At 59.1% G+C, this 12,058-nt stretch carries 11 protein-coding genes and 1 pseudogene; 8 read left to right on the top strand and 4 right to left on the bottom strand.

Annotated elements, in window-relative coordinates:
- The first annotated feature begins 65 nt into the window (after positions 1-65).
- Positions 66-1,019 carry a LysR family transcriptional regulator gene (locus ACFSCU_RS17885; protein WP_377561301.1) on the top strand — a complete coding sequence of 318 codons (954 nt, stop codon included), beginning with the start codon at positions 66-68 and terminating at the stop codon, positions 1,017-1,019.
- A gap of 46 nt (positions 1,020-1,065) precedes the next feature.
- Here ACFSCU_RS17885 and ACFSCU_RS17880 read toward each other — a convergent pair whose 3' ends face one another.
- Complete coding sequence (locus tag ACFSCU_RS17880; RefSeq protein ID WP_210570764.1) at positions 1,066-2,085, bottom strand: IS30 family transposase; 1,020 nt, start codon at positions 2,083-2,085, stop codon at positions 1,066-1,068.
- A 124-nt stretch (positions 2,086-2,209) separates the two neighbouring features.
- On the opposite strand from ACFSCU_RS17880, the gene ACFSCU_RS17875 reads away from it, so the two are divergent.
- The 6 genes from ACFSCU_RS17875 (at position 2,210) to ACFSCU_RS17850 (ending at position 8,808) form a co-directional block, all read left to right on the top strand.
- Positions 2,210-3,345 (top strand): IS3 family transposase gene (locus tag ACFSCU_RS17875; RefSeq protein ID WP_377561300.1). Its coding sequence is split into 2 segments (ribosomal slippage): positions 2,210-2,459 and positions 2,459-3,345, totalling 1,137 coding nucleotides; the frame shifts between segments, so codons are not numbered across the junction.
- Positions 3,346-3,687: 342 nt separating this feature from the next.
- The gene (locus ACFSCU_RS17870; RefSeq protein WP_377561299.1) at positions 3,688-5,139 is read left to right on the top strand and encodes an aldehyde dehydrogenase; all 1,452 of its coding nucleotides are present in this window, start codon (positions 3,688-3,690) and stop codon (positions 5,137-5,139) included.
- Positions 5,140-5,159: 20 nt separating this feature from the next.
- Entirely contained in the window at positions 5,160-6,155 is a 996-nt protein-coding gene (locus ACFSCU_RS17865; RefSeq protein WP_180551610.1) for a dihydrodipicolinate synthase family protein, read from the top strand.
- 18 nt (positions 6,156-6,173) lie between these two features.
- Positions 6,174-6,809 carry a 2-hydroxychromene-2-carboxylate isomerase gene (locus ACFSCU_RS17860; RefSeq protein ID WP_257645523.1) on the top strand — a complete coding sequence of 212 codons (636 nt, stop codon included), beginning with the start codon at positions 6,174-6,176 and terminating at the stop codon, positions 6,807-6,809.
- An 11-nt stretch (positions 6,810-6,820) separates the two neighbouring features.
- On the top strand, positions 6,821-7,801 hold the full coding sequence (locus tag ACFSCU_RS17855) for a Bug family tripartite tricarboxylate transporter substrate binding protein (protein WP_377561298.1): 981 nt from the start codon (positions 6,821-6,823) through the stop codon (positions 7,799-7,801).
- A 104-nt stretch (positions 7,802-7,905) separates the two neighbouring features.
- Positions 7,906-8,808 (top strand): tripartite tricarboxylate transporter substrate-binding protein, encoded by a 903-nt coding sequence (locus ACFSCU_RS17850; protein ID WP_377561297.1) that lies wholly within the window; start codon positions 7,906-7,908, stop codon positions 8,806-8,808.
- Between the two features lie 260 nt (positions 8,809-9,068).
- Here ACFSCU_RS17850 and ACFSCU_RS17845 read toward each other — a convergent pair whose 3' ends face one another.
- Positions 9,069-10,040: an IS481 family transposase gene (locus ACFSCU_RS17845; RefSeq protein WP_210570768.1), complete on the bottom strand. Its 972-nt coding sequence runs from the start codon at positions 10,038-10,040 to the stop codon at positions 9,069-9,071.
- Between the two features lie 103 nt (positions 10,041-10,143).
- Here ACFSCU_RS17845 and ACFSCU_RS17840 point away from each other — a divergent pair.
- Positions 10,144-10,974 (top strand): annotated as a pseudogene (locus ACFSCU_RS17840) (IS3 family transposase); the annotation flags it as partial.
- A gap of 8 nt (positions 10,975-10,982) precedes the next feature.
- Here ACFSCU_RS17840 and ACFSCU_RS17835 read toward each other — a convergent pair.
- Positions 10,983-11,591, bottom strand: a complete 609-nt coding sequence (locus ACFSCU_RS17835) for a hypothetical protein (RefSeq protein ID WP_180549158.1) — start codon at positions 11,589-11,591, stop codon at positions 10,983-10,985.
- Positions 11,588-12,058: site-specific integrase (locus tag ACFSCU_RS17830; RefSeq protein WP_465264385.1), on the bottom strand; the 471-nt coding region annotated here is incomplete at its 5' end. The genes ACFSCU_RS17830 and ACFSCU_RS17835, both read right to left, overlap by 4 nt.

The raw sequence follows: 12,058 nt of genomic DNA, 5'->3' as shown, positions 1-12,058 counted from the left end.
CTGCGCCTGGATTGACTGCAGTCCGGCAAGGTTCAGAGCCTGCGCCAAACGGGAGAATGCATGCCATGAAAAATTCGGTTAACACACTGCGCAGCGTCAATATGAACCTGCTGCCGATATTGGCTGAGTTGCTACGGACAGCTAATGTAACCAGAGCTGCGGGCAGGCTGCACCTCACTCAATCCACGGTCAGTGGATCACTTCGTCAGCTGCGCGAGATATTCGGCGACGAGCTACTGATGCAGCATGGCCGGGAAATGGTTCTTACTGAAAGAGCCAAGCGACTGGTACCAGAGGTAGAGCGCATCATGGAGTTGACTGGCCGTCTGTTCCAAACGGAGCAATTCGATCCTTACACGGCTGCATCGCGCTTTCGCATTGCAACAGCAGACTATGTTTCGGCACTCGTGACGTCGAGGCTAGGGGCTGTCCTGCAGACGCTAGCCCCGAACATTACCCTTACCCTCACGCCTACGCCGGGCACATCCGCCAAAGAACTGCAACTCGGATCACTTGACCTGATTATCTGCCCCAATCTTCCATCCAATTGGCAAGCCTGCGGCATAAGCCGCAGCGATCAGGATTTTCAGTATGAAATTTTCATGCAAGACGACTTGGTGGCAATCCAGTGGCGCGCGCATTCAGGCAGTGCAAAGGCAATGAGTCAGCTCGAGTACCTCGAACGTCCACACGCCGTCTATTGTCGTACAGACGGACACGAGACCATTGAGCAGGAAACTCTGAACCGCCTAGGCTTGCGACAACGTACTCAGTTCCAGGTTCCCTATTTCACGTTGCTCCCTCAGTTGGTTGTCAATACAGACATCATCAGCTTGGTGCCCCGATCGCTCGCGCTCCACTACGTGAAAATCTTCGATATTGACATCTTCAAACCGCCCTTCGAGTTGCCGACCATGGATCTGGTCATGATCTGGGCAAGAAGCCGAGAAGCCTTTCCAGACCTGAATTGGTTACGAAACCTGGTGCGCCAGGCTTCATCTGAGGCTGAGTGCGCCTGAATACAGGGCGGTCTCAAATCTGAAGTGCAACACCGCTGGTTGATATTCAATGAATGGTAGCGGAGTTCCTCTCGGCGATAGCCGCCATGAATCGCTGTAAGGCCTGATAGGGAGAATCCCATCCGAGCGTCTGCCGAGGACGGTTGTTCATCAGATCGGCCATGGAATCCAGCGCCTCCTGGTCATGCACGCTCAGGTCTGTGCCCTTGGGCATGAACTGGCGCAGCAGCCCATTGGTATTCTCGCAACTGCCCTTTTGCCAAGGGCTGTGCGGATCACAAAAGTACACGCGCATACCAAGGGCTTCGGCGAGCTCCTTATGCCGGGCCATCTCCTTGCCCTGGTCATAGGTGAGCGTCTGGCGCATCGGGTCTGCAATCTGGCGCAGCTTGTTGGTGAACGCAGCCAGTGCACTCTCAGCCGATGCGTCAGGCATCTTGCACAGCAGCACCAGGCGCGTTGAGCGCTCGACCAGCACACCCACCGCCGACTTGTTGCCAGCGCCCTTGATCAAATCCCCCTCCCAATGCCCCGGCATCACGCGATCATTGACCTCGGGTGGGCGAACATGGATAGAGACCATGTCTGGAATCTGACCGCGCCGATGAGAGCCTGCTGAACGCGGGCGGCGTGTACTCTTGCCCTGGCGCAGCAGTGCGATGAGCTGGCGGCGCAACTCGCCGCGTGGGTATGCATAGATGGCGGTGTAGATGCTCTCGTGCGAGGCATGCTTGCTTGGCTCTTGGGGATACATGCGCTGGAGTGTGTGTGTAATCTGCTGGGGCGACCACAGCCAGCACAGCATGGTGGTGACAAGCATCCACAACGCCCCGGAGCTGTGCAGTTTGGGGCATGGCCTGACCTGAATGCGACGCTGCTGGCACAGGCGCTGCGCAGGCGCGCTGGCGTAACTGCCATTGCAGGCGTTGCGCCGCAACTCACGGCTGATGGTGCTTGGGCTGCGGCCTTGAAGGCGGGCTATGGCCCTGATGCTCCAGCCCTGCTGGCGCAGCGATGCCAACGTCACCCTATCTTCTGGCTGCAAGTGTTCGTATCTCTTTCTCATCTGCATACATTACCCTCGGTGAGGGTGTTGCACTTCAGATTTGAGACCGCCCAGCCTGACCTGCCCCCTCCCTGCCGTACCAGTCTGAGGTTAGCGAGGTCCGTCAACCAGGAGAATGACGGACATGAAGAAGAGCAGGTTTACGGAGGAGCAGATCATCGGGTTCATCCGCCAGGCAGAGGCGGGGATGCCGGTGAAGGAGTTGTGCCGCAAGGGCGGCTTCAGCGACGCCACGTTCTACAAGTGGCGCGCCAAGTACGGTGGCATGGATGTGCCCGACGCCAAGCGGCTGCGTGAGCTCGAATCCGAGAATGCCAAGCTGAAGAAGCTGCTGGCGGAGGCCCACCTGGACATCCACGCGCTCAAGGGCGTCTTCGGGGTAAAGCGCTAGCCCCACAGGCGAAGCGCACGGCAATCGCCGCCATGGTGGAGCAGTTCCACCTGTCTGAGCGCCGTGCCTGCCGCCTCGTGGGGCTCTCCCGTGACAGCTACCGCCATCCGCCCCAGGAAACCGAGATGAACCAGGCTCTGAGCGCCAAGATCATCGAGATCGCCCATGTGCGCCGGCGCTTCGGCTATCGGCGCATCCACGACCTGCTGCGTCCGGAATTCGCCGGCGTCAACCACAAGCGGGTGCTGCGGCTGTACCAGCAGGCGAACCTGTCGGTGCGCAAGCGCCGCAAGGCCAAGCGTCCGGCCTCGGAGCGCATGCCGTTGCAGCTGGCCCGCGCCGTCAACGAGGTCTGGAGCATGGACTTCGTGAGCGACAGCCTGGCCAGCGGCCGCCGCATCAAGTTCCTTACCGTGGCAGATGACTTCAGCCATGAGTGCGTGCAGATCGGCGCCGACTTTGGGATCTCGGGCGAGTACGTTACACGGCTGCTGGACGAGACCGCGCGGTTCCGCGGCTACCCGCGTGCCGTGCGCACGGACAACGGCCCGGAGTTCACCAGCAGGGCCTTCATGGCCTGGGCTCAAGGTCACGGCATCCGGCACATCCTGATTGAGCCCGGGCGGCCGATGCAGAACGGCTACATCGAGAGCTTCAACGGCAAGTTCCGCGACGAATGCCTGAACGAGCACTGGTTCCAAACGCTGCCTCAAGCCCGAGCTGTCGTTGCAGCCTGGCGCCAGGATTTCAACGAGGTGCGCCCCCACAGCAGCCTTGGTCGCATTCCCCCCGCACGCTTTGCGGAGCAGCATCGCCAGCAAGCTGTCGATGCTGCCGAAGACCAGTTACCCAGCAGCCAAATCGATTAACCTTTCAACCCCGGACTTCCTACGTTCGATTGGTACGGAGGAAGGGGGCAGGTCAAGCCAAATGGTTGCCAAAGCGGCGACAAGGGCCCCGGGGCCGCATAAAAGCAGGCCCATCTGCAGGGAAAAAATGGCGTCCTCTACGCCATCTGAAAACTGCGGCCTTGTAGCACTCGCGAATTCGAGTTGTTCAGGACATCCCTAACTGATGACGCTCGGGGTTCCAAACTACTATCGGGATGACCGATACGTGGCATCCGAATTCTCCGTTTTACTGGCATCGGTAGTACTCCTAGAGTTGGCAGTCTTCTTTCGCACTATGACCAAACTCAGGAGAAACCAAGAATGGAGACCCAGCTCATCATCGACAACCAGGCCTTGCCTGCGTCCGGCAACGCCACCTACGTCAGACTCCATCCAACCACAGGCAGCGCAGTCACCCGCGCAGCAGCGGCCAGCGTAGGCGATGCAGTAGCGGCTGTGGAATCGGCACACCGTGCATTCCAGTCCTGGTCGCAGAGCGGCCCTACGGAGCGCCGAAGAATCCTGTTGAAAGCGGCCGACATTCTGGAATCGAAAACACCGCAATTCATCGAAACCATGGCAAAGGAGATTGGCGCCTCGGAGCTTTGGTCCGGGTTCAATGTGATGCTGGCAGCCAACCTGTTTCGCGAGGCTGCAGCGCTGGCCACACAAATCCAAGGCGAGACTATCCCGACCGACAAGCCTGGCGCGCTCTCGATGACCGTACGTCAACCGGTAGGCGTGATCCTGAGCATCGCGCCATGGAATGGCCCCGTGGTTCTGGCTGCGCGCGCCATCGCGTACCCGATCATTTGCGGAAATTCCGTGGTTTTCCGCGCTTCAGAGACCAGCCCTAGAACCCACCTGTTGATCGCAGAGGCACTGGTGGAAGCTGGGCTGCCGCCAGGTGTACTGAATGTCCTCACGAACGACCCAAGCGACGCAGCCGAGGTGGTTGATGCGTTGATCTCTCATAAGGCAGTGCGTCGCATCAACTTCACAGGATCCACCCGCATTGGTCGCATCATCGCAGAGAAAGCTGGCCGCCATCTGAAACGGTGCCTCCTTGAACTAGGCGGAAAGTCACCCCTTGTCGTTTTGGACGACGCGGACATCGACGAAGCAGTCAAGGCGGCCGTGTTCGGCGCGTTCCTCTACCAAGGACAGATCTGCATGTCTACCGAGCGCATCGTAGTTGACGAGAGAATTGCGGATGAGTTTGTAAAAAAATTCGCCGCACGGGCTCGTGAACTTCGGGTTGGTGACCCTGCCACTGGGGAGGCCTGCATCATTGGCCCGATGATCGTAAGGGAATCCGGCGCACGACTCAACCGCATGATTGACGATGCCTTGGCCAAGGGCGCCAAGATCGCTGCTGGCGGCCGAGCCGATGGAGCCGTGATGCCCGCCACGATCATCGACTTCGTCACGCCCGGCATGCAGATTTACGACGAAGAGACCTTTGGCCCCATCACGACTGTCGTCCGAGCGCGAAATACCGAGGATGCGGTGCGCATCGCGAACGACACAGCCTACGGACTATCTTCTGGGGTATTCGGTCGGGACGTCACTCGTGCGTTGGCAGTAGCGATGCGCATTGAATCTGGCAGCTGCCACATCAACGGAGCCACCGTTCAAAACGAGGCTCAAGCTCCCTATGGCGGCACTAAAGACAGTGGCTATGGCCGATTCGACGGACGCGCCGTCATTGATGAGTTCACCGAACTGAAGTGGCTCACGATTGAGCCATCGAAACAGCAATACCCCTTCTGAATCGAAACGCACTGAAATTCATGACAAATTTGAAGAAAACACGGTTGACTGCCGACGACATCAGCGGCGCATGGACCATCATGCCAACACCTGCAACTCCAGACGCTTCCGACTGGCGCGTTCAACACACGGTCGATCTGGACGAAACGGCCCGCATCGTCGAGGCACTAATCAGTGCGGGCGTGGACGGCATCATCAGCAATGGCACGTTTGGTGAATGTGCCACCCTGACATGGGACGAAAAACGCGACTTTATCGCTACTGTAGTCGAGACTGCACGTGGCCGCGTGCCGTTCTTCTGCGGCACAACAGCCTTACATACCCGCGAGGTCATCCGCCAGACTCGGGAAGCCATGGACATTGGCGCAAGCGGAACCATGTTGGGCGTTCCGATGTGGTGCAAGATGGAAGTTCCAACTGCAGTACAGTTCTATCGCGACGTCTCAGAGGCAGTACCCGAGGCAGCCATCGCCATTTATGCGAACCCGGAGGCTTTCAAGTTCGATTTTCCGCGGCCGTTCTGGGCGCAGGTGTCGAACATTCCTCAAGTAGTTGCCGCCAAGTACCTTGGAATTGGCATGCTCGATCTCGACCTGAAACTGGCGCCGAGCATCCGCTTCCTTCCGCACGAGGACGATTACTACGCAGCTGCGCGGATCGATCCTGAGCGCATGACCGCCTTCTGGTCTAGTGGCTCCATGTGTGGCCCCGCTACGGCGATGCGCCTGCGTGACGTCGTGGCCGAAGCAAAACGAACCGGGAATTGGACCGACGCCAAAGGGATCTCTGATGCCATGCGGCAAGCAGATTTGTCGCTCTTTCCTCGCGGAGATTTTTCGGAGTTCTCCAAGTACAACATTGGCTTGGAGAAGGCCCGCATGGACGCTGCAGGCTGGCTCAAGGCCGGCCCATGCCGTCCGCCGTATCACATAGTCCCAGAAGAATACTTGGCTGGCGCTCGGAAATCCGGTGAAGCCTGGGCCGCGCTGCATGCGCGCTACGCAAAGCAGGCCTGAAACGGCGCGGTGAGCGCCATGAACAAGAAAGCTCACGAGCAGATAACCGCACATGGAAATGTGCAGGTTCGTTTCTATTTTGACTTTCTCAGTCCTTATGCTTATTTGGCGCAACATCGCCTGAAGAATCTATCTGCCAGTCATGGCTGGCAGATAGATTTTCGGAGCATAGACCTGAGTCATGCCAAGAGGGCCATTGGCAATGTAGGGCCTGCCAACCGCGACATGCCAGTGAAACTAACTTATCTTGCCAAGGATTTGTCGCGTTGGGCTGACCTTTACGGCATTCCATTGACGTTCCCGCCAAACTACAACAGTAGCAGCCTGAATGTTGGCTTGTACTACGAACCATGTAAGGGTTGCGAGGCCGAATATGTAGGTACAGCCTACGGTCTCGTCTGGGGTCTCGGACTAGCACCGGATGACCCAAAAACCCTCGCGTCAGTAGCCCACCACATGAACTGGGATTCTGATGATTTCATCGAGTTCACCCAAAGCGAACCAGGACTGCAGGCGTACCGTAAGTCCACCGAGGACGCTATCGCGCAACACGTTTTTGGAGTACCCACCATGGCCGTGGGAAATGAGATGTGGTGGGGCAACGATCGCCTGTTCCTACTTGAAGAACACTTAATGAAGGAGACATCAAAATGACACATTTGACAATGACCCGCCGTCATGCATTGACCAGCATTGGGATGCTCGCCGCAGGCACCATACCGACTCTCGCCCACGCCGAACCACCGGTCGGCATGGCCACCATCGTAGTCGGTCTCGCTGCAGGTGGCGCCACTGATGCGGCCGCCCGCAGGTTAGCTGAGGGCATCCGCGGCAACTATGCGAAGACTGTTGTCGTAGAAAACCGCACTGGTGCAGGCGCACGCTTAGCCATCCAACATGTAAAGGCAGCCGCCCCCAACGGCAGCACGCTGCTGCTGACGCCAGCTTCCATGATGGCGATCTACCCCCACACCTATAAGGATCTTGCCTACGACCCAGTAAAGGACTTGGTTTCTGTTGCCCTCGTGTCGACTTCTGAACTCGGCTATGGCGTCGGCTCTGCAGTGCCAGAGTCTGTAAAAACCATGGCGGATTACCAGGCATGGATCAAGACTTCGGAGGCTGCTGCAACATTCGGGCACGGCGCCACCGGATCTGGACCACACTTCCTCGGAGAACTGCTGGGCCGACTGTCGGGCGTGAAAATGACGCAGACAGGCTATCGCGGCTCGCAACCAGCGCTACTGGATCTGCTAGGCGGACACATTCCCGCAGTGGCAGCGCCCCTTGGCGAATTCCTGCCCCACATGAAGAGCGGAAAAATCCGAATGCTGGCCGTCACCGGCAAGGCGCGGTCACGCTTTCTGCCGGATGCACCGACGTTCAAGGAACTGGGCATTGCACTCAGCGACATGACTGAGTGGTTTGGCGTCTTTGCACCAGCAGGCACCCCGGACAAGCTGGTGCAACAAGCGAATGCTGCAATCAAGGCCGCTCTGACTAACACCGAGCTCGTAAATGCCTATGGGCAAATGGGCATGGAGGCAATCTGGAGCTCCTCGGCAGACTTGGCTGCGCGCCTGAACTCAGACCTCCAGCGCTGGCGCGGCGTGGTGAAGCAAATTGGATTCACCGCCCAATCATGAGAGGAGACTTCAGCAGAATGCTCAACCGACGTTCGATAATTCATTCAATCGGCGCTATCGTCGCACTTGGTTCCACATCCCGCGCAATGGCGCAAGGGACAAGTGTGCTGAAGGTGATCAACGGGTTCCCGGCGGGTGGCGTTGTCGACACGGTCAGCCGACGTGTTGGTGAAGGCATGGTCAATGCGGGTTACGCAAATTCAGTGGTCGTTGACAACCGGTCAGGCGCTGGAGGGCGCATCGCCTGCACGGCTATCAAGACCGCCGCGCCCGACGGCCACACTCTGCTGCTGACACCCGACACGGTGTTGTCGCTTTACCCGTTCATATACAACAAGCTCGACTACGATCCTTTCAGAGACTTCCTCCCAATCTCCGTTGGGGCATTGACCACAGATGCTCTGGCAGTTGGACCCATGGTGCCGGATCAGGTCAAGACACTGAGAGACTACATGGCCTGGGCGAAGGCCAACCCACAGCAGGCAAGTTTCGGCTCTCCGGGCACGGGCTCCCCCTTGCATTTGCTCGGATCATTGCTGAGCAGAGAAGCAGGAGTCCCACTTACCCATGTGGCTTACCGTGGGGCGGCGCCTGGTGTAGCCGATTTGGTCGGAGGGCAGATCAGCGCCATGATCGCCCCAACGGGAAATTTCTTGAGCTTTCAGCGATCGGGTAAGTTGCGGCTTCTAGCCACATCAGGCGTGCGACGCACACCGTTCACACCAGAAACCCCCACCTTCGCCGAACAGAAATTTGGTGACGGCTATCCTGCCGAGGAGCAGTGGTTCGGCTTCTTCGCCCCGGCGTCTACACCTGATGACCTGATAGCGAAGGCAAACAAGAGCATCATCCAGTCCCTAGGAAGCAGGAATGTAGCCGAATCACTTGCCAGCTTCGGCCTTGTCGCAAAGGGTTCCAGCGCTGCCGAGATGAGCGAAAGCCTTCGAAAACAGCACGACGTCTGGGGTCGGTTGGTCAAAAAACTCGGATTTACGGCGGAATCGTGACAAGACCTATTCGCAAATTATTTGCGCAGCTCGAGATGCGAAAGAGCGGTATTCCGTTCATCAACACGCGGGACGGCTTCCTGGCATACATCAAGTGCCAGCAGCATTGGGCCAAGGTAATTGCTGAAGCCAAGCTTGAAAAGCTGGACTAACCCTTGCTTTAACGGCACTCGAGCCCGGAATGAGGAGCGTACAACTCGCCTTCCGGGCTTTTTTATGGGTCTTGCTGCGCAAGCTACTGATTCCCGAGTGGAGTCGTCCTAACTGTCGCATCCCGGACGATCATATGGTCGCTTGTTAAACAGATGCGGGTGCGACTGATACCACTGTTTCATGGCCTGCATGGGCGTACTGCTCTTGAGCGCTGATTGCGGCAATTGGTGGTTGTACAGCGCCACATAGCGCAACAAGGTTTGCTCCATGTCCTCGCGGCTGTTGAACCTGTGGGTCTTCAGGACGTCTGCAATACGCCCATTGAACCGCTCCACCATACCGTTGGTTCTCGGTGTTCTGGGCTTGGTCAGCCGGTGCTCTATGCCCAGCTCCTGGCACAGTTGATCGAACTCATGGTTGCCGCTGGGTTCGCGTTCCCGGCTGGCAAACAGGCGGTCTGTGAACTCCTTGCCGTTGTCGGTCAGCAGCTTGGTGATCCTGAGTGGACAGGCCTTGTGCAATGCCTTCAGGAAGGCTTGCGCACTGGCGGCCGTCTTGTTGGTCTTGAGCTGCACAAACACCCAGCGCGTAGCCCGATCAATGGCCACGAACAGATAGCGCCTGCTGCTCTCGTCCTGCATCTGGGGCAGGTACTTCACATCCATGTGCACATAGCCAGGCTCGTAGCTCTTGAAGGCCTTGTGTGCTACCGCAGGCTCCTGGGGTTTGAGGGCGTTGAGGTTGCCCGCGCCATGGCGGCGCAGACAGCGGTCCAAGCCAGAGCGTGAGACATGGGGGCAAATGAACTCGCGCGTGACCGCCAGCAGGTCATCCAGGGGCAGCAGCAGGGTACGCCTGAGGTGGAGCACCACGGTCTCTTGCGCAGGCGTGAGCACGGTCTGCAGGTGATGGGCCGTATGCGAGCGGTCTGCAAAAACATCGCGCTTCTTCCATTTGTAAACCGTCTGCTCAGTGATCCCGAAGCGCAGGGCCAGGACGTTGGCTGGCTCGTTGCTGGCTGCGATCTCGGCACGCACCGCGGGCGTGGTGCGGGCGTTCTTGTGCAGGGCAATCAACATGGCTTTACTCCCTGGGTAGATTGCAAGGACTCTATCAACTCTTGCAGGACCGCTCTGGCCATGAAGAGAGGATAAGAACTCCACTTTTCAGGGGCAACCTCAGCTGGAGGTCAGCGCGAGCGGGTACTTCAACTGGCTGCGCCGGCGTGAGTCTGGCCACGGTGGACCTGCCCGGCGTCACAGCGACGAAGCCCTGCTGGCGTACATGCGCGCCATCCACGCCGAGGTGAAGGGGGAATACGGCTGGCCACGCATGCACAAGGAACTGCTGGCCCGGGGCATCCGAGTGGGCAAAGACCGGGTGCGCAAGCTCATGCAGCAGCACGGCATCAGGGCCAAGACCAAACGCAAGTTCGTGGTGACCACCGATAGCCGCCACAGCCTGCCGGTGGCGCCCGACTTGGTACAGCGGCGCTTCAACCCCGAGGCGCCCAACCAGCTCTGGAGTGGCGACATCACCTACATCCAAACCGACGAGGGCTGGCTGTACCTGGCTGCGGTCATCGACCTGTTCAACCGTCAGGTGGTGGGCTGGAGCCTGCAGCCGCACATGCAGGCCAGCCTGGTCAAGGACGCGCTGGCCATGGCGTGGTGGCGCCGCAGGCCGCCTCCTGGGCTGATATTCCACAGCGACCGGGGCAGCCAGTATTGCAGCCATGAGTTCCAGGATGCCTTGAAGGGCTGGGGCATGCGTTCATCGATGAGCAGAAAGGGTAACTGTTGGGACAACGCACCGACCGAGAGCTTCTGGGGCCGGCTGAAAACAGCCAGCGTACATGGGTGCAAATTCGCTACCCGTGAGCAGGCCAGGCAGGCGGTGATGGACTGGATGGCCTTCTACAATCACCGCAGGCTGCATTCGTCGCTGGGCTACCTCAGCCCGATGCAGTACGAGCAGCGCTGGTACGAGGCACAGCGTAAAAAGGCCGCGTGAACCGTGGGTTAAGAGCTACACGAAACAGGGGCAAGGTCATCCCTCACGTCCTTCTCGCAGCAGTCGTAGAGGATCATCGTTTTGACGAGCAAGTCCTGGTTGCGCTTGCCAGCGATCCAGCCACGGCGCTTCAGCTCCCTGCCAATGTCCCTCAGCTTCTCTTCTCTGGTCCGGGCGTTCGGCCGGCCGCGCTTGGCGTTTTTGCGTTGAGCCTGGCGGTGCACAGCGGGGCTCAGGTACTTGGTCGCATCGAACTGCACGATCCGATCCACCGCTGCGACGAGATCGTGCACGGCCAGAAGGAGGCCCAGCGGAGCCGTGATTTCCTCGTCGCCGTGCGTGAGAAAAAGTATCCCCAGTGGGCGCGCCCCGAGGTCACCCAGCGCACCAGCCCCGTAGAGACTCTTCTTGGAGAGTTGCCGATAAGCGCTCGTCAGGCGCGGCACCGTGGTAACGATTCTGTGCTGCGCGATCAACTTCTCTACCCGCTGCAAGCATCTGTAATGGTGCAGGCGCATGGCGTAGGGGATTCGATCAACCGCGCGCGCGAGAAACGCTTGTTCCTCTGCCCACCGCGCAATCATCTCGCTCGGCTTGATGCCCGCTGCCGCAATCATGCGTGAACCCCTCGCCGAATCGGCGTGACCTTCTCGTTCTTCCCCTGTGCCACGGCCTTCAGGCGCTTCTCCCAGGACTTGAGCGCCCTCACCTTCTCGGACCAATAGCTGTGCCGGTCGTAGTTCCGGTCCTGCACGCCGCCCAGGCCATGGCTGAGCAACTGGCCGCGCACGTCCTTGCTCACGCCCAGGGCGGCCAACTGGGTTTCGCAGGTCCTGCGGATGTCTCGAAGGGAGAACGACGAGCGCGCCTCTTCGGCTTTGACCATGGCCTTCGACATTTCCGTGACCGCCGCCGAAAGCGTGTCGACACTGACCGGGATCGCCTTGCCGTGCCCGTCATCCATGTTGGTGAACAGCGGGCCGCTCGGGTGCAGCGCCAGCGCCTCGGCAACGATTTCCTGCGTATTCCACGCGATGGCGGACACGATTCCATGCTGATGGCGGACAGTGTTCCAGCGTGATGG

It is taken from the genome of Ottowia beijingensis, from assembly GCF_042680925.1.
Lineage (GTDB): Bacteria > Pseudomonadota > Gammaproteobacteria > Burkholderiales > Burkholderiaceae_C > Ottowia > Ottowia beijingensis.
The sequence above is the reverse complement of the archived record's forward strand: the minus strand, read 5'-3'. Positions and strand labels throughout refer to the sequence as shown.